Annotated in this window: 15 protein-coding genes; 3 read left to right on the forward strand and 12 right to left on the reverse strand. The window is 46.9% G+C overall.

The features are described 5' to 3' along the window. Positions 1-74 precede the first annotated feature (74 nt). From KIK04_RS07225 to KIK04_RS07260, 8 genes are all read right to left on the reverse strand, one after another. Positions 75-923: an alpha/beta hydrolase gene (locus tag KIK04_RS07225; protein WP_232277601.1), complete on the reverse strand. Its 849-nt coding sequence runs from the start codon at positions 921-923 to the stop codon at positions 75-77. Between the two features lie 489 nt (positions 924-1,412). After that, positions 1,413-1,979 (reverse strand): nitroreductase family protein, encoded by a 567-nt coding sequence (locus KIK04_RS07230; RefSeq protein ID WP_232277602.1) that lies wholly within the window; start codon positions 1,977-1,979, stop codon positions 1,413-1,415. A gap of 69 nt (positions 1,980-2,048) precedes the next feature. Further along, positions 2,049-3,071 (reverse strand): FecCD family ABC transporter permease, encoded by a 1,023-nt coding sequence (locus tag KIK04_RS07235; protein WP_232278641.1) that lies wholly within the window; start codon positions 3,069-3,071, stop codon positions 2,049-2,051. 124 nt (positions 3,072-3,195) lie between these two features. Beyond that, a complete protein-coding gene (locus KIK04_RS07240; protein ID WP_232277603.1) occupies positions 3,196-4,203 on the reverse strand; it encodes a FecCD family ABC transporter permease in 1,008 nt (335 codons plus the stop codon). 21 nt (positions 4,204-4,224) lie between these two features. Beyond that, on the reverse strand, positions 4,225-5,250 hold the full coding sequence (locus tag KIK04_RS07245) for an iron-hydroxamate ABC transporter substrate-binding protein (RefSeq protein WP_232277604.1): 1,026 nt from the start codon (positions 5,248-5,250) through the stop codon (positions 4,225-4,227). Positions 5,251-5,362: 112 nt separating this feature from the next. After that, positions 5,363-7,003 carry an AraC family transcriptional regulator gene (locus KIK04_RS07250; RefSeq protein ID WP_232277605.1) on the reverse strand — a complete coding sequence of 547 codons (1,641 nt, stop codon included), beginning with the start codon at positions 7,001-7,003 and terminating at the stop codon, positions 5,363-5,365. A gap of 248 nt (positions 7,004-7,251) precedes the next feature. Beyond that, positions 7,252-9,162 (reverse strand): aminodeoxychorismate synthase component I, encoded by a 1,911-nt coding sequence (gene pabB, locus KIK04_RS07255; protein WP_232277606.1) that lies wholly within the window; start codon positions 9,160-9,162, stop codon positions 7,252-7,254. Between the two features lie 188 nt (positions 9,163-9,350). Further along, positions 9,351-10,256 carry an NAD-dependent epimerase/dehydratase family protein gene (locus KIK04_RS07260; protein ID WP_232277607.1) on the reverse strand — a complete coding sequence of 302 codons (906 nt, stop codon included), beginning with the start codon at positions 10,254-10,256 and terminating at the stop codon, positions 9,351-9,353. 249 nt (positions 10,257-10,505) lie between these two features. Here KIK04_RS07260 and KIK04_RS07265 point away from each other — a divergent pair, with 249 nt between their 5' ends. Genes KIK04_RS07265 through KIK04_RS07275 form a run of 3 tightly spaced genes read left to right on the forward strand, consistent with a single transcriptional unit; the run spans position 10,506 to position 13,750 of the window. After that, positions 10,506-11,192, forward strand: a complete 687-nt coding sequence (locus KIK04_RS07265; protein ID WP_232277608.1) for a response regulator transcription factor — start codon at positions 10,506-10,508, stop codon at positions 11,190-11,192. After that, the gene (locus KIK04_RS07270; RefSeq protein WP_232277609.1) at positions 11,189-12,637 is read left to right on the forward strand and encodes a sensor histidine kinase; all 1,449 of its coding nucleotides are present in this window, start codon (positions 11,189-11,191) and stop codon (positions 12,635-12,637) included. The genes KIK04_RS07265 and KIK04_RS07270 overlap by 4 nt, the downstream gene beginning before the upstream one ends. A 45-nt stretch (positions 12,638-12,682) precedes the next feature. After that, positions 12,683-13,750: a TolB-like translocation protein gene (locus tag KIK04_RS07275; RefSeq protein WP_232277610.1), complete on the forward strand. Its 1,068-nt coding sequence runs from the start codon at positions 12,683-12,685 to the stop codon at positions 13,748-13,750. Between the two features lie 415 nt (positions 13,751-14,165). Here KIK04_RS07275 and ptsG read toward each other — a convergent pair whose 3' ends face one another. From ptsG to KIK04_RS07295, 4 genes are all read right to left on the reverse strand, one after another. After that, positions 14,166-15,845 (reverse strand): glucose-specific PTS transporter subunit IIBC, encoded by a 1,680-nt coding sequence (gene ptsG, locus KIK04_RS07280; protein WP_232277611.1) that lies wholly within the window; start codon positions 15,843-15,845, stop codon positions 14,166-14,168. A gap of 178 nt (positions 15,846-16,023) precedes the next feature. Beyond that, positions 16,024-17,169: an ABC transporter permease gene (locus KIK04_RS07285; protein ID WP_232277612.1), complete on the reverse strand. Its 1,146-nt coding sequence runs from the start codon at positions 17,167-17,169 to the stop codon at positions 16,024-16,026. Further along, positions 17,166-18,344, reverse strand: coding sequence for an ABC transporter permease (locus KIK04_RS07290; RefSeq protein WP_232277613.1), 1,179 nt, complete (start codon positions 18,342-18,344; stop codon positions 17,166-17,168). Before KIK04_RS07290 ends, KIK04_RS07285 begins: the two co-directional genes overlap by 4 nt. Positions 18,345-18,356: 12 nt before the next feature. Continuing rightward, entirely contained in the window at positions 18,357-19,304 is a 948-nt protein-coding gene (locus KIK04_RS07295; protein ID WP_232277614.1) for an ABC transporter ATP-binding protein, read from the reverse strand. Positions 19,305-19,511 lie beyond the last annotated feature (207 nt).

Below are 19,511 nucleotides of genomic sequence, written 5' to 3' on the forward strand. Positions count from 1 at the left end.
AGGAGCCCCTTTCAACACAGACGAAAGCCGATCATGACGTGTTATACAATCGTCATAATCGGCTCAAGTAGAAGCTATATAGTAGGGACTGTTGAACGTGTAGCAAATCGTACAGCTCGACTAATTAATACAGGCAGTACGGACACATGATTCTCGTTCTTGAACTCTTCAAACTCTACCTTAACTCCACGATGCTTAAGACCAGACAGCCGCCTTGAAAGCTCGTGCGCATTAACGTTCATCCCACTTTTATGTGCCTTCTCTAATTCTCCCACCGCAATCAGCACATTAACATCCAATGGCTTAGGCTCTTGCTCCAAGCGAGCTATAAATTGTTGCTCCTCCTCTTGCAAAATGCGCTTATACCAATGAAGCGATGGACTACCTGCAACATAGGTCTGGAATGCAGTCGGCTTGGCAAACAGCGTATGTACCACAAACAAACCTCCAAGTGAATGACCAAAGATCGTCTGCTTACTCCGATCGATTTGATAATCCCGCTCGATTGCTGGCTTTAACTCTGCTTCAATGAAAGACATGAAGGCTTCTGCTCCACCCTGTTTCGGCCATGGTGTTCCGTCAGGTCTTTGCGGTAGCTCTGAAATAGGCGCTGGCCTCGTAAAATCATAAAAACGTTGTGGCGAAAAAGGCTCATCCGTCTTATAACCGATTCCAACAATAATGGCTGGGTCAACGCCTGTCTTCTCTGTACGACGTGCTTGTAAACGTATGGCATCCGCCATCGTACCGAAAACGGAGTTGGCATCCAGCAAATAAATGACCGGATATCCTTCAGGGGGTGCTTCTCTATTAGGCTTGGCCACAAAAATTCGATATTCGTGGTTATTGAAGCGCGAGCGCATGGCACGCTGTTCACTCCACGGAATGGTTACATGGTTCTGTTTGATTTCGTTATGGGTCATTTCATTTTCCTCCCTGTAAGCGTGTTGTCGAACGAGTAAGCGTTCTTCCTTGGCGGACTAATCACAATAATGTCTATATAAAAGTGGACAACAAGGGTATAGCTGATCAATGCTAACCACACTGCGGTTGCGTCAATATATTGTGAAAATGTACAAATTCATCTCTACATATAGAATGATAGAGGTGATGCGGAATATATCTCCTTAACAAAAAGGTGTCTCCTATTTGAAAGATATTCAAGATTGAAACTCCATGACTAGTGGACATTGAGGCTAGCGGACGTTCTGACTAACTGTGTGAAAAGCATGTACACCGCTTGCGCTTTAACCAGACTCGACAAGGCGTTCAATGTCCTTCCTCAAGCTACATAAGTGTGGTTAAACATCGTTAAGCTTGATTAAGGTGTGATTAGCTGTGTTCAGCTTCGTTTAGCTACGTTTAAGCTTGGTTGTGCTGAAGCGCGCCTGATTATGCTCAATTTTCCATCATTACGCTTGATCAAACACCGTTGTCAGCTCCGCTGCTGGTATGCGCGTTTTTGCGGCAGGGACGGCGGCAGGGTAGCCGATGTGCAAGTTGCCTACTACTTTTTCGCCTGGCTGAATCTGTAGGGCTTCGCGGAAACCGGCATCATATAGAAGCGGATACGTCTGCCACACTAACCCTAATCCTTTTTCCCACGCCAGTAGGCTAAAGTTATGGATGATACAGCTTGTTGAAGCGTAGTCCTCTTCCCGAACAACTAAATTGACGTCCTCTTTCATGACAACGACGACGTACATCGGAACCGACATCAGCTTATCGTAGAACTTTTGCCCGACGTCTTGTTTTTTGGCCGGGTCGCTTTCACCGTTTTCCTTCATGCTGCGAATCGCTGCTGCAATTTTTTGGCGCCCTTCCCCATGTACAACAATGAAACGCCATGGCTGCGTCATATGATAATTAGGTACCCACACCGACGTTTCTAACAGCTCCATAATAAGCTCTGGGCTTACTTCACGATCTTGAAACGATTGTACCGTGCGACGCTCTTTTAACAATTGAGTTAGTTCCATAGTCAAATCCACCTCATTTTTAGGATGAAAAAGATACGTTTACAACTGGGCTGAACGACCGACTGACGTCTATCTCTTTTTAGCGCGGTATAGCAAGTAGATGAAATAAGGTACGCCTACAATGGACAAGACAATACCAACCGACAGCTCTACTGGAGCAAATACGGTTTTGCCGATAAAGTCGGATACGACGACTAGCAGCATGCCGATCATCCCGCTCAACGGTAGGACATGCTTATGCTGAATTCCGATGATTCGTCTTGCCATATGCGGAGCTAATAGTCCGACAAAGCCGACACTGCCTGACACGGACACGCAGGCACTTACGATGCCGATGCTGCATAGGAGCATGATGCTTTTTTCTTTTTCCGTCGCGACACCAAGGCTAATCGCACTAGCTTCTTCCAATTGGAACAAATCCAATATGGGTGCTCGCCACATCAATATGGGAGTTAGAATGATGAGCCATGGCAGCATCGAGAGAATAAACTCCCAATTGGCATTCCAAATCGTTCCGGCCAGCCACACCGTGGCCATCTCGAAATCGTCCGGCTTCATTTTCAAAGACAGATATAACGAAATGGCTCCGAAGCCTGAACTAATCGCGATACCGACGAGAATAAGCCGCTGCGGATCGAGACTTCCGTCCCGACGTGCAAACATATAAATACAACCAGCTGCGCCAAGTCCGCCGATGAGTCCGAACAATGGCATTGCCAGTGTTGCTAACAAACCGTTATCTGTCATCGTTCCTTGGAACAGAAACATAAAGATGACGATTGCGGCCCCTGCTCCTGCATTTATGCCTAAAATGCCCGGCTCAGCCAAGCCGTTTTTTGTAATGCCTTGGATTACAGCTCCTGCGATTCCTAATCCGAAGCCGATTAAAGCCGCCGTTACAATTCGCGGCATCCTAAATTCAAAGATGACTAAGTCATGCTCCGGTACAGGGTCGATGCGCAGCAGCGTTTTAATGACGTCCATGACAGTCATATCAAATTTGCCATTCGTTAAGCTCATATACGTAGCTGCCAGAACGAGGGCTGCGCACGTAAGCATGGCAGCCCAATATCGAGCTGTCGATTTGCGCATCGATTGATGCATCGACTTCTGAACAGACCTATGTGCAGACTCGTTCACGGGCTTCTGAATAGACTTTTTCATAGAATTATGTGTAGACTCCTGCATGGACTCGTGCATGGGCTCGTGTATGGACTTACGCATGCTTGCCCCCTCCTCTCTTATGAATCAGGTAGAGGAAAAATGGCACGCCGAACAACGCGGTAACGACTCCGATCGGCGTTTCAAACGGATAATTCATGAACCGGCTCAGCACATCGGATAGTGCAAGGAAGACTGCTCCCAGCACGCCTGCACATGGAACGACCCACCGATAATCAAGGCCGACCAAGAAGCGCGCAATATGAGGAATGATGAGGCCGACGAAGCCAATTTTTCCAGCCAATGCGACCGAAATTCCAGTCAAAATGACTACACTAGCAGTCGCAACCAATTTGACGAGTAGCGTTCTTTGTCCAAGGCTTGTGGAAATTTCCTCACCTAATGAAAGAATCGTGACCGATTTCGCAATAAGCAGCGCCAAAATAATACCTACGATGGCAAATGGAATAGCAAGCATAATAAGCTTAGGCTCCATTTGATCGAGGCGTGCGTTATACCAAAAGCTAACACTTTGCGAGATTTGAAAATAGGAAGAAATTGCGGCTGATATGCCGCTTAAAAATGTGCCAATTATGACCCCGATGATTGCCATGCCAACAGGGGACATCCCATTTGGCAGCAACGTTGCTAAGCTGAAAATAATCGCTACACCTAACGCGGAACCGATAAGCGAAAAGACGATCATATCCATCGACGTAGCAGTAGGTACGAAAATCATGCAAAGTGTGATTGCAAATACCGAGCCATCCGATATCCCCATAATAGAAGGGGATGCAAGATAGTTTCTTGTCATCCCCTGCATGAGCGCACCTGATATGGCTAAAAATGCACCAATAAGCAATGAACCTACTGCTCGCGGCAATCGAGAGTGCATAATAATTTGATGATTCACATTGGCTTCATCAAAGTGAAAGAATGCGTTCCACACGGTGCTCGCATCAATATCTCTAGCACCATATAGCACCGATAATAGAACAATGAGCAGCATCGCAATTGGAGATAGCATTAATATGATGATTGGTACATGGTGTTTTAGCTGCATATCTGTGTGACACCCTTTACGTTATGGCTGAGTCAGCTTGTCCACTGCCGCCTCCAAAAATTTAGTCTTACTCCAAGCCGTACCACCTTGTGCCAACGGATCAACGGCATTTACGAACACTTTTCCATTCTTAACCGCATTCAAGCTTTTCCAAATCGGGTTGTTCTGCACATCTGCCAAAGCATTAGGCTTATCCTTGTTCTCAGTCTCTTCAAATTGGACAAAGATATAGTCTGGATTCATTTCGCTAAATTTCTCTAGTGAAATCTTCTCTTGCGCTTTCGCAGCCTTTACTTCTACTGGTACCGTCAAACCCAGTTCCGCATACAAAGTTGGGTTCAAGTAGACGGTCTCCGGATAAATAAACATATGACCTTTGCGGAAACGAACAACGACAGCTTTCTTATCTTTGAATTTATCGCCAAGCTTCACTTTTGCAGCTGCAATATCGTCTTTTAACTTTGTCAAAACTTGTTCTGCCTGCTCTTGCTTACCTGTCAGCTCGGCCATCAGGCGCAAGTTTGCTTCCCAGTTCGTCGAAATGTGAGAAACAGGGAACGTCGGTGCCATTTTTCCCAACTTCTCCATGACGTCTTTCGGGAATTTGGATGAGCCTAAAATAACATCTGGCTTCAATTGCAAAATCGTTTCTACGCTCGGCTGCATCTTCTCCCCGACGGATTCCATGTTACTTATCGGAGCGAACATCTCAGGGAATTTGCCGCCAACCGTAATACCGCCTAGAGGCTGTACGCCAAGCATAAGCGCATCTTCCATTGATTCCATACTCCCCGTAATTACGATACGGTCTGTCTTAGCTGGAACGGTATACTCTCTATCGAGGAACTTCACCGTTTTCGTTGTATTTGCAGCATCGGAAGTTGTTGTCGATGCTTCATTACTAGTTGAACTACTTGCTGAACTGCTTGCTGTCGTATTATTGGCAGCTGTTGAATTGGATGCCGCTTGCTCCTGCTTAGAGCCGCAAGCTGCTGCAACTAGCATAATAAGAACGATAATACTAATACGAAGACTGTGCTTAACCATGGTCTTGAAATACCCCTCTCGATTGCGTTATATACAACTCATTGATATTGATAACCATTCTCAATGAATTATAAAGCAGAGTACCCCTTTCGACCATGGAGGATATCCAGAATCAATTTGCACGATTTCCTGATATGAGGTCGAGCACTTCGTTTACGATACGTTCATGGCCAAGTGGTGAATGTTCTAGCCACACATCGGACGAAATCAACGTCACGTGATTGTTGCGTACCGCACTAAGCTTTTGCCATTGCGGGAAATGCTGAAGCTCACGCCAATGCGCCCACGTATCCGCTTCTTGAAAAATAAGTAACATAATGCGATCTGGATTTATTTCGGCCAGCTGCTCCAGTGTAAGCGGCTCATCGACGACCGCCTGCCCATACGAGTGCGCGGGCGCCAGTTGCAAGTCTCCATGGAATGCTTCTGCCATGCTGCGAGAGCTGTACAAATAATAATTATTTTTCACCATTCGGATAAACAGAAAGGTGTCGTTCTTGAGTTCGCGATGCAGAATTTCGCGTGCTGAAGCTACTTTACGCTCATAGCTGCTCAGCCACAGCTCAGCTTCTTTGGCGGCGCCCAAGCATTCAGCAATTTGCCGCAGCTGCTGCCGCCAGCCTTCTCCTGTGCGTGGTGCATAGCAGACAGGGGCGATGCCGTTAAGCTGCTCCTGCTCGTTGCTGGACAGCTCGTCTGTGCTGACGATGATGTCCGGCTGTGCCTGACGAAGAGCTTCAAGATTAGCCTCCCAGTAGTAGTTATAACGGTAGGCATTCAGATGTACCGGAATATGTGTACGGTACATTTTGTAGTAATAGGCGGTCCACTTCGGATGAAGCGGCGCGGCATAAGGAATGATGTTCAACGCGAACAAGTAGCCGAGTACAGCAGGCCCGTAAGCTGCGATTTTGCGGCGACGGCTCTGCATGTAGACGGACGGGGACACCCCGATTACTTGTTTGAATTTGCGGCTGAAATAAAATTCATCATTGTATCCAATCTGTTGCGCCACGTCGCGCAAGCGCACATTCGAACGCGCCATAATAAGCTTAGCCTGATTCATTCTTAACTCAGTTAAATAATCAATGGCGCTAACGCCGTATGTCTTTTTAAATAGATCAACGAAATATTTAGGACTAACTTCTGCAATGCCCGCCAACTGCTCAATGGATAAATTATGGTGAAAATGATTGTTCATATATTCCTTTGCCCGCTCCAATAAAGTGAGCGAATCGTTAGGAATAGAACGAGCACTTTTAATGAGATGATAAAAAAGCTTGTGGAACAGTAGCGAGCTACGAAATCGCTCCAATTCGTCCTCGCTTAGCCAGTAGTTGTACATGGATGTACACAGCGTAGCCATTTGCGCCGCAGCATAAATAGGTATCTCTTCCTTGTCGTAAAAAATATCTTTGCCTATCACATAGGAAGCACTATGTTCTCCCCGTTCGGTCCGATGTGTATACGTAGATGCCCGAAACAGGTCAAAGCGGATGACAAACAGCTCCAACGCCTCTTTCGGATCTACCGTTATGACGTAAGTTTGCCCAGGGGCACACACATACACCGTATCCTGACGCAGCAAATAGCTTCGTTCATCTATCATCACTTCCCCACGGCCGCTTACAGCCGCGATTAGCATATGTGTCTCTGTAAATTGCTCAATGTTCAAGCTAGCCTGTTCTTCCTTTATTATTTCAATGTTCAGCAGCTCGATTAGTAAACCTTTCAAAGATGCTAACTCTTTCATAACTCCACCGCCTTCACATGAAGTTTACCATAGTAGCGTAGGTTATTTCCCCATACTGTCAAAATAGAAAATGCCCGCGCTCGAGTATGGGGCATGGTAATCAACAGGGAGCAGCGTGCAAGCGTACATCCCATTTGAAACCAAGAAACCATAGGCTATCGAGCTACGGGCATGTTCTGACTTCTATTAAAAAGGACACCATCATGAGACAGACTCAAAGATGGCGTTAGGATAGCGTTAGGACGACACTAAGCTAACGTTACCGTGATCCATTCTTGCATATCGTTAATGATCCATATTTGCGAAGCAGCTTGTACATCAGCTGCCGTCAGCTTGCAAGCTCTGATATTACCTTGAGCCAGCAGTTGATTGCGATATACGCCCGCTAGCAAACCACTATCTTGGGCGGGTGTAAGCCGTTCGCCATTTTTTTCGATCACGATATTTCCTTGCGTACATTCCGTAATTTCATGTCGCTCATTGATGAGCAGCACATCGAATATATCGTGACTGCTAGACAGTTGATTCAGATTGTGTACACGATAAGTAGTCCGATGATATAGGTAGCGATTGCTGCTTGCTACGGTTGGGGCGGTCATGAGCTCAATTCGATTCGTTCCTTCGGTGGACAAAATCGGTGCCGTTGTTGCCCTTCGTGCGATTGATGTATCTGACGTAGTTGGTGCGATTGATACATCTGGCACAGTTGATGCAGTCGTTGTATCAACCGCATCTGGTGCAGTCGATCGCACAACTCGCTCAGCTCGCTCCACCTCGATCTGTATGACCCCACGTTTTGAAACGTGTACACTAACTTTCCATACCCCATCACAATGCTTAGCTGCGCATTGATCTAACGCCTGCCGCACTTGCTCCTGCGATACGTTGAAGCCGAAATATACAGCCGAATCGTGCAAACGTTGCAGATGTTCAGCTAGCAAAGGATAGCTTCCGTCCTCTAAGCGCAGCACTTCTTCCAACTCAAACGCGGGATGGCTTTCGGTTAACAGCAGCGATTTGGTTACGGCTTCCGAATATTCATCCGTAGCCGTCGAATCCCACGTAATGCCTCCGCCGACACCGAATTCGGCTTGGCCTGTTTCGTTGTCGATCCACACCGTGCGGATCGCTACATTGAATACAGCATCTCCGTCCGGGGAAATCATCCCGATGGAGCCGCAATATACTTCGCGCGGCACGCCTTCGAGCTGCTTGATCAGCTTCATGGTGCTTATTTTGGGCGCGCCCGTAATCGATCCACATGGGAACAAAGCCTCGAAAATTTGTTCGAGCTCAACGTCCTCTCTAGCTTCTGCTGTAATCGTAGATGTCATTTGGAATAGCGTGTAATAGCGCTCAATATCAAATAAGCGCGGGACGTTAACCGAACCAATCTCGGCAATTAAGCTGAGATCATTGCGTAGCAGATCGGTAATCATGACGTTTTCCGCACGGTTTTTGAGTGATTGAAACAACCATTTCGCCTGCTCGTCATCTTCCTCGCGCCAGCGACCGCGCTTCACAGTGCCTTTCATCGGGCGCGTGATTAAAGTTCTGCCCTTTTTCCGAAAGAACAGTTCTGGTGAAGCTGACAAAATGCTGTATGGTCCGAGCTGCAAATAAGCCGAGTAAGCCGCCTGCTGTGCATCGCACATATTAGCATACAGAGCTGATGGCTCGCCTTGGAATTCCGAGCGTAAACGCATCGTATAATTCACTTGATACGTTTCCCCACGCGCAATGGCCTCGTGAATGTTCGCAATATTGGCATTGTACGTCTCATTAGTAATCGTAGGTTGCCACGATGTTACACGGTAATCTTGATCAGTGGGCAATGGCATATCGGAAGCAGGCTTGCGAAAAATTCCGAACCATAGCAAGGGCAGCTCAGAACCGTCATTCACTTCATAAGCGGCATCGAACGCCGGAGCGGCTTCATACGAAATGTAGCCAGCCGCATAGTAACCCTCATTTACCGCAGCTTGGATGTTCCTTAATGCTGGGCGGACTTCGGAAAGTTGATGGGCAACGATAACTTCGAGCGGATCGCTAAACACATTTCGCTGTGGCTCGCCTTGCTCATTATGAAAATCGAACAACAAAAAAGGTCGAGTGCTTTGATGTTGGTTCACTTGGAAATCACCTACTTTAGGAATCATTTGTTATATTTAATGGTGTGACATTATGAGGGTAGATGCAATAAAAAAGGAAGGACTCCTCAATTGATAGCCCATCCTCGTCTATGTTTAATATATCTCTTTTTTCGAGCAATAGTAAATGTTATTTTGTTTCTCATTCAACATGTGTTCAGCGATTGTTCGACCCTTGTTCGGCCGTTGTTCGACGTTTATTCGGCGTTGGCCATCTCTCTGTTCAAATCACGAATAAGCGGCGTCAACCATTGATCTAAAGGCTTGAACGCATAGCCCGCTTGCTCCGCTTTCGCCGTATTCATGTACCAAGAGTGCGCGATGCCAAAGGGTGACATGTGCTCCTGATCTGTACTTGAGCGCGTGATTGCGGCACGGCCAACTTCTTGCTCTATGCGTGCGAACAAATCACGCAGCTTGATGTGCCCCGCAGAGCAGGCGTTGATCGGCCCCGCTAATGACGGGCTGGATTGCTCACCGAGCCAAGCCAAGAAAGCGGCTGCTTCGTCTGAATCGATGAAGCTAATGTTCGCTTCGGGATTCGGCAAGCCAATCGGCGTACCATTGCGAATATGTTCAATATGAAAATGAAGACGCTTCGTATAGTCGTCAAGGCCGAGAATAATCGGCAAACGAACCGCGCTGACCGGAAAGCTCGCTTGTTGGAACAAGACCGCTTCCGCGTAGCGTTTTCCTGCTTGGTACGTTAATTCGCTTCTCGTATACACCTCTTCGGGAATCGACAGCTCGTACGGGTTAAAATCAGCCTCGGTTACGGCCTCTTCCTTGAAATCGTAAACCGACAACGTTGAAATGACGATATACTGGTTCACGTTGTTCGCAAACACCTTGCACGCATGACGCGCATCGGAAGGTGTGTAGCACAAGTTGTCGTACACAATGTCCCACTTTTTTGCCCCAACCGTCGTTTGCAACGACTCTAAGCTACCCCGATCTAACTGGACGCGATTGACTTGATCGCCAAAACCGTCGTCTGTTCGACCTCTTGTTCCGATCGTGACGTTATACCCTTGCTGCAATAACAGATTAACCAACTTTTTGCCTACAAACCGTGTGCCACCAAGTATGAGTATATCCTTCATCCGAACTGCCCCCTATCATGTGTTGTATCAGAACCATAGACGATGTACGTCCCTTTTTTTAAATTACCATCCTCTACCTATGAAAAGCAACCATTTGTCGTTCTATTTAATACCCTTATCAGCGACAACCCTAACCCATCTAATCTACTCTTTCTTTCCAAATTATACAATTGTATAATTGTGTACGCTATCCTACTTTATACTAAAATGAATGAATAGATTCATAGATAATCATAAGGGGAAACTGAGATGAATTATAAAGTACTCGTAGCCGACGATGAACAAGTCATTGTCCAAGCGATTTCATATGCGCTCAAACGTGAAGGTTTTACGGTCGAAACAGCTGCCGATGGCGAGGAAGCTTTGCGAAAAGCGGTAACTTTTCAGCCCCACGCACTCGTCCTTGATGTGATGATGCCGAAATTGACCGGCTTTGGCGTATGCCGCAAGCTCCAAGATCAGAAGGTCGGCATTTTGTTGCTGACCGTTAAAGACGACATCGTAGACAAGCTATTAGGGCTGGAGTTAGGTGCCGATGATTATATGACCAAGCCCTTTGATTTGCGCGAAGTCGTTGCACGTGTCAAAGCACTGTGCAGACGCTTAGAAAAAACCGACGCGCGTGATGACAAGGTTCAAATCTGCCTAGGCGATCTAACGCTCCATTTAGAGCAGCGTACTGTGCGGCAAGGAGAAGAAGAGTTGACTTTGACACCAAAAGAATTTGATTTACTCGCTCTTTTGCTCACTCATCTAAAAAGGGTGTTTACACGTGAGGAGTTACTCCATCAAGTATGGTCTATTGATTACGTCGGCGGAACCCGCACGGTAGACATTCATATTCAACGACTGCGCGCCAAGCTGGGCGATCATGATCAGCAACTGCTGCAAACCGTTTATGGGGTCGGCTATAAGGCAGTAGGTGAACATAAATGAAACAGGCATTCAGCCTAAACTGGAAATTCACCTTGTTTATCGTGGGGCTGCTCCTATTCACGATCGGCTTATTAAGCTTTTTTGTGCTGAAAGGCGTTCATGAATATCAGACGAAGCAAAGAGAAGTCGTTATGCAACGACAAACCGACTTCGCCCATCTGCCAATTCGGGAACTGTTTGTGACCGAATCACGTCTTGACTCGCAGGCGTTTATGCAGTTGCAAGGTCAGAAGCTGGCTGTGGAAATCGGGGCGACGAGCGGCTTACACGTTATGTTGTATAACCTCAAAGGTGAGCTGGTCGGTGATTCACTGCCGATGGCAGGCAAGAAGAGTGCTATAGATGAAGCGCTACAACGTGCTCTGCAAAATCAAATCGCGTACTACTTAAAAGGAGATATGCTCAACTATTTCGCACCTGTGCAAGGGATGGATGCGCAAATAGGCGTCATTCATTTTCAAGCTTCATCACGTGAGCATCTAGACTTTTTTCAAAACCTCTTCTATTTGTTCCTCGGCGTAGGCGCATTCGTGCTTACACTTAGTCTTGTGCTGGGCTTGTTGTACATGAATCGCCACGCGAAGGCGATCATTAAGCTCAAAATGGCTACCGATCAAATACGCCAAGGCAAGTTTCTTACATCACCCATCTTGCGACGCCAAGATGAACTTGGAGCGCTAAGTGACGGCATTTTCGAAATGAGCGCTGCCATCCAAACGAACATCAAAACGCAGCGAAATTTTATAAACAATATTAGTCATGAGTTTAAGACACCGCTAACCTCCATTAAAGCGTATACCGATTTGCTCGATATGTATGAGGATGATCCGAACTTAATACGCGAAGGACGAGCAGCTATCGCGAAAGAATCGGAGCGCCTATATGACCTCGTGGACAAGGTGCTGAAGCTGGCTGCGCTCGATAAATACGAGTTCGAGCAGCATCCGGAACAAGTTGAATTACACAGCCTACTAGAAGATGTTTGCTCCCGCATGAAAGGTAAGGCGGGCAAATTCGGCATCACGATAACTACACAGCTCGAATCAGCCGTTGTATGGGCTGACCGCGAAAGTATGCTTCACATGTTCATTAACTTATTGGATAACGCCATTAAATATAATACGGAGCATGGAACGGTTACCGTTACAAATCGCATCGTCCAGCAGCAGGTGGAAATCGAGTTTCGCGATACCGGAATCGGGATTCCCCTTGAGCAACAAGCGCACATTTTTGAACCTTTTTACACCGTTAACAAAGATAGAGCAAGGCAGTATGGCGGCAGTGGCCTCGGCTTGTCCCTCGTTCAACATTTGGTCGAACAGCAGCACGGACATATTCGTGTCGAGGGCGTGGAAGGGCAAGGAACATCTTTTATCGTTACGCTCCCGATACAAGGTGTTGAAAAATTTACAAGTTGGAAACAAGTTGAGACATTGTTGAAATGATGTTGGTGTACATTTAGTTCATCATTTTTTGAAAGGAGCGCTCAATTGAAACTCGTCACATCTGCTCGATTTATACGATTCACAGCTTTATTGACTATCATTAGCTTGCTAGTATGGATTGCCGCTTGCAATAAATCATCAAATGAATCTTTAAAGGTGTATAACCCACCTGTCCACCGCGATGCACAACCAGTCTCCCTATTTCATATTGAGCGATTGGACAACCTATTCTGCTCGGATTGGATGTCATATAACAAGCTAATTTGTTCAACGACAAGAGCCGAATCGAAATCCGAACACATGTATATTCGTGACATTCGCACCGGTGAGGAGAAGCCGATCGGGATTGCTCCGTACCTTAGCGTGCATACGTCGCCCGATGGCCAGCACCTTTATGCCTACAGTCCTAACGGCTGGGAAGCAGTCTTGATGCAGTTAGCTAATAATCTTGCTCTCCCACTCACCATTCAGCAAGGTAGTGAACGCGGTGCTTGGGCGGATGACAACACATACATCGCACCCTTATCTGGAACAAATGATTACGACATCGCCATGATTAATAAACATAATGGTATGGTGACGCCTATCGCGCTTCCGCAGCAGACTGATATTGTACGAAAAGTTCAAAAGCATCAAGCTGCGATTTACGTGCTTGATCAGTCCGGACAATTTACGATGTACAAGTCAACTCAAGCGGAGCCGATTCATATCCGTGCAGACGTCGCCGATTTCTCCCTTTCCCCTGATGGGAAGCAGCTTGCTTTCGTCGTCAACAATCCGCTGACGAATCAGCAAGAGCTGTATATGACAGCACCGCACGCTGCAAGCCGTAAAGGAAAAGATGCTATTGCCAAAACACAAGTCATTAACCAGCTATCCTGGTCCCCTAATGGAAAGCAGCTTGCGTTTATGACGTTTAGTCTCGATCCGGGAATGACTGGTTTGTATGTAATGGAGGCAAAGACAGGTAGCAGCACGCAAGTGTCGTATCAATCTAATGTCAAAGTCCCCATTGTCTGGAGTCCTGACAGTAGCCGGTTGATGGTTAGTGAGCGTAATGATCACGGGCTTTATAACCGTCATTCGATAACGACAGTTTACCAGCTAAAATAAGGAGTGTTTATATGATGATGTCCGATTATATGAAAACTACCATGCATTAGCTATTTGCACGATGATTTGTCCATCTGCCTGCTTATGGTCGAGAACTATTTGACGACATATCCAAATGGTCAGCGGACATCCGAGATGAAAACCATGTATAAGCAATATTTAGATGTATATATGTCTGAATATCGTTACGGGGCAACTACGCATTGTTGCCCCGTGTGTTGTATTTTTGTGTTACAATCTTGGATCGATTTCTTTCTCTTTCCCCCTGCAAATAGTAGATTTGCTTCCGCAAATGTTTATCACCATGCTAGACGACACGCCTCCTGCAATAGGCTACAAATCTACACGAGATATGCCCATCGAACCGAATGGGCCGTTGCTCAGAATTTGCAGCATAATTCCCGCCACCGACCACCTAATCTTCGTTATCCCCCTCGCCTTTATCCCCAGTCCTGTCATCACGATCCAGTTCCATCGCTTCACGCGTAATAATTTCGTTCATCTGATGCTTGATCGTTTCAGAGCGCGTCCCGAAAATGGCCTGTACGCTGTTCCCTACATCTAGCACGCCAGCAGCGCCCAACTCCTTCAAACGGTCTTTATCCACCTGTTTCGCATCATTAACTTGTACACGCAGTCGTGTAATACACGCGTCCAAGGAGGAAATATTATCTTTACCACCTAGCGCGTTCAAGATGTTGCGCGGCAGCTCCTCCTTCGCTCCAGCCCCAATAGTCCCAGCAGATCCAACAACACCAGCAGTTCCCACAGCACCTGTACCTGCACCAGAACCAGCAACCGCTCCAGCAGCTGCACCGGCACCCACTGTAGCACCAGCTAAGCCAGCCCCTTGTGGCTGCTCACGACCTAACGTTTTCAAGTTAAACGTCCGAATCGCAAAGCGGAAACCAAAATAATAGATCAATGCAAACACAAGACCGACCGGAATAACAAGCCACCACGGAGTCCGGTTTTGCAACACACCAAACAACAAAAAGTCGATCACACCACCGGAAAAAGTCATCCCGATCTTAATGCCGAGCAAATGCATCGTGAGAAAGGACAGTCCAGCAAAAAACACATGAACCGCAAACAACAGCGGCGCTACGAACAAGAAAGAAAATTCAAGCGGCTCCGTAATCCCTGTTAAAAAAGAAGTCAACGCCGCCGAACCGAGCAGCCCCGCCACCATCGTCCGGTTCTCCGGTCTCGCTTCGTGATACATGGCCAGCGCAGCCGCAGGAAGCCCAAACATCATAAACGGATATTTTCCAGTCATAAATGTTCCGGCTGTCAGTTCAACCCCATCTTTCAGTTGGGCAAAAAAGATTTTTTGATCCCCGCGGATAAGCTCCCCTGCCTTATCCACATACTGGCCGAATTCGAACCAGAACGGTGAGTAAAAAATGTGATGCAGCCCAAACGGAATAAGCGCTCGCTCGCCGATTCCGAACACAAAAGCGGCTAACGCACGGTTCGAGTCAATAAGCGAATACGAGAAAGCATTAAGCCCATGCTGAACAGGCGGCCATAAAAATACCAACACAACCCCGATTAGCAGCGAGGTTACCGCCGTTATAATCGGGACGAAGCGCTTGCCAGCAAAAAAGCCTAAGTACGACGGCAACTCGATCGTAAAAAACCGCTGATACAGCAACGCGGCCGTAATCCCGATAATAATGCCGCCGAACACGCCCGTTTGCAAGGTTGGAATACCCTGAATGACGGCATACGCAGAATCCGTCTTCACTAACTCAGGTGTCACGTTCAAAATGACCTTCATCGTGACATTCATGACGAAGTAGCCGACAATCGCAGCCATACCAGCGACGCCGTCTCCTCCTGCAAGACCGATGGCGACACCAACGGCAAACAGCAGCGATAAGTTGTCAAATACGATGCCGCCCGCCTGCTCCATCACACTAGCCACTAATGTCATCACCGTGCCACCGAGGAATGGAAGCCGCGCTACAAGGTCGGGATTTTGCAATGCATTCCCGATACCTAACAAAATACCCGCCGCAGGCAAGATGGCGACAGGTAGCATAAGCGCCTTACCTACCTTTTGCAGCACGCCAAATAATGATTTAAACATAACTTTCAGCCCCAATCCGACTTTCTGCACCACACCTATGAACATGTTATAAAGTTACATTCTCACATCATTACGCTAAATATGCATGAGCAGTAAATAAAAGCCGCCCTCACCACATTCGGGCATTACCCGATGCTGTGAAAGCGGCTTAATCATGTATACGATAACGATTGCCTTGTTATACAACGCCTCGCTTGGTTGGTTTAAGTACCACAGATCCGATGCCCAGAAAAATAAGAGCAAACAAGAGCAGCACTGAAATGTGCATCGTGATGCTAGCAATCGAACCTCCTGCCGCCAACCGTTCCATAGCATCCAACACCCAACGCTGCGGGAAGAAGTAGGACACCTTTTGCATATAGTCTTTCATAATCCAAGCAGGCCAGAAGCAGCCTCCGATCATGCACGAAGGCATAATCGCCATAATACTGACCGGTGAGTAGTTCGCTGGGTTCGAAATAATAGCACCAATCAAACAGGCAAAGCCAAAAGAAGCGAGTACAAACAACTCCAACAGCAGCCATTGCGACCACCATGTCATCCCTAAGTCAACATTAAGGCCTACCCTCGTCACGAGCAGAACAAGTATAATTTGCAACGAACCGAACATAAATCCGCCTATAAAATTGCCGAGCGTAATCTCGTAGCTCCGCACGGGAGCTGCATACATGCGCTCCATCGTATAGTTTTGTTTATCCGTGAGCATCACAGATACACAGCTCATCGAGGTGAACATCATAAACATGAGCGTGATTCCCATCGCCTGTGTCAAATTGGATGGCACATACAATTTATAATCAACAATCTCAGCCTGCACTTGTTCACTAGATAAATTCCCTAACATTTGCGTTACTGCCTTATCATGCTCGGCTGGCGACAGTTTAGCTGTACGGATGACATGAGCGATTTTACCTAGCTCATATGTCGTCTGTTCTACATTCATAGTGAGTGCCACACTGCGCTCATTCTCTTGCATTTTTAGCAGCTCAACCGTCGGTTTTTCCTTCTTTCCCAACCGCTCACCGTATCCTGCATGAATAATAAATCCTACTTTTTGCTGTTTCGTAACCGCCTCTCGAAGCTCATCCACTTGCTTCATTTCAGTCAAATCGAAGGAGCGTTCCAACTCGCTCAACAAGTGGGCTGACCAAGCTGTTTGATCGGCATCGACATACCTAATCTCCGTCTTCGTTATATCCGGGTTTCCTAATTGCACCAAAATAAAACTGACGATGACAACCGGCAAACCGAGCGTCACAATTAAAGTCCGCCTATCGCTAACCATTCTTCTAAAAAAGTTCTGGGCTATCCAGATACTATTCATCGGGACACCACCTTTCGACCGCCGATAAGTGCTGCAGTTAGCAACGCAAACGCCAATGTGCCTAATACGAGCAAGGGAGTCGTAATATCTTGAAAAGTTGCACCCATCATCGATTCCAGTATGCCTTGCATCGCCCAATCAGGTACTAAAAAAGCCCCGATTGCATCCTGTAATTTAGGAATCGGTATAAAGCCACCGCTCAGCGCCATCATCGTGGCAATGATAAACTGGAACAGACCTTGAATCGCCTTTTCCGACTTCATAAAAATACATACAATAAGCCCTATGCCTAATGAAATCATCGCTACAAGCAGACATATCACAAAGGAAATAAACCATGAGCTTCCCCAGTCAACCCCGAACAACAACGTTGTCGCTACCATAATAAACGCGGCTTGCATCGCTACTAATAGTAGCTGCCCTAACACTTTGCCGACTAACACGACATAAATCGAATTCGGCGCCGTTATCATCCGCTGCAAGGTGCGCTGTCCGTAATCCATGGAAATGGATAGGGCAAGCTGCATCCCTGCATAAAGCACAAACATCACGATCATGGATGCGCTGTAATATTGCATCGCTGAGACGTTTCTATCCGTATTCAGCTTCCCATTGACGACGACACCCCCCATGCGCGAAGAGCTATTGTCCTGTTGCAAGGCAGCCATCACTTGCGGCGCTTGATGCTGCTTTGCAAAGATCGCTGACGCTTGGCGTACTTGCAGCTCACTAACAAAGCTTTCAAACAGCGCTTCCGCTCGCATGTTTGTCGCATATTTGCTGCCTCTTATCCACTCTAGTGAGGCCTTCTTGCCTTGCATGACTTGCTCCGAGAACTGAGCTGGCATGCGCACCGCATAGTTCAACTTACCGTCCTTAATATCAGCTATCGCGGCTTCTCGCTTGCTGTACGATGTGATGACAGTATTCTCTTTCATATGTTCCGTACTCAAAAAGGCTTCAAATGCTTGCCGAATGGCACCGTTGTCTTCCATTACAACGCCGATTTTCACCTTGTTCACATTTAGTTTTTGTGTGCCGAACAGACCTGACTCGGCTAAGGAAGAGCCGAGAATAAAAATAAGTGCGACAGGTAACAAAAAGTTAATGATCATGACTGAGCGAATCCGCGACATACGGACCCACTCCAATGAGGCTATCGACCATAAGTTCATCGCTTGCTCCCCCTAATCGCGCAATTGTCGGCCGGTTAACGTTAAGAACAATGTTTCTAGATTCGCTTCTTCACGCTGTAACGTCTTAATATGAACTTGATGCTGCGACAAAATGAACAGGATGTCCTGCATCGAACCGTTGCCTGAAGGCAGCTCAATCGTTAACCAATTATCGTGCGCAATGACTTGCTTAATTTGCGGATGCCGTTTCAATTCGTCGATTAATTGCGGGGCATCTACCTCCACGACACACGTCGTCTCGATCGATAGCTTCTCGTCATAGCCCACTTGTTGGCGCAAATGCTCTTGTGTGCCGCACGCAATGAGGCGCCCCTCATTCATAATCCCGATGCGGCTCGCAACCGCCGACACCTCTTCCATGTAGTGGCTCGTATAAATGATCGTCGAGCCTTCCTCATTTAGCGCTTTAACCGACTCTAAAATGTGGTTCCGCGAATGTGGGTCAATACCTACAGTAGGCTCATCCATAATGATGAGCTTAGGTTGGTGCGCAATCGCACACGCAATGTTCAGCCGCCGCTTCATTCCGCCAGAAAAAGCCGTCGGTTTATCATGCTGCCGCTCCGTTAAACCGACTCGCTCCAGCGCTTTATCTACCTGCTGCTGCAACTGTTTCCCTCGCAATCCATACAATTTAGCAAAAAAGTTAACGTTGTCACGTGCTGAAACGTTCTCGAATATCGCAAGGTCCTGTGGCACAAGACCGATACATCCTTTTACTTTTAACGGATCTTTTCGAATCGAGTAGTTATCGATAACTATATCTCCGCCATCCAAGCTTAACAGTCCAGTTAACATATTGATGGTTGTACTTTTTCCGGCACCATTTGGCCCAAGCAAGCCGAATACTTCGCCCTGCTCAATATTTAAGTTAAGATTCTCGACAACGTAACGATTGTCGAAACGCTTCGCCACCTGTTTTAACTGAACGATGCTCATTCAACTTCGCCTCCCATTTACTCATGTCTGTATTGTAGGGCAAAGAGAGATCTAGAGGACGTACGTAAAGTCATTCTTTCAAGGTGACTTAAGTCATAATATGAACCTCAAACAAGACAGTCTTACTACGTACCAGATATGATAGTATGAGAGAATAGGAATATGTTGGTGAACAGCAAATACGTTGGTTCACTTGACGCCGTACAG

This window comes from Paenibacillus sp. 481 (assembly GCF_021223605.1).
GTDB lineage: Bacteria > Bacillota > Bacilli > Paenibacillales > Paenibacillaceae > Paenibacillus_B.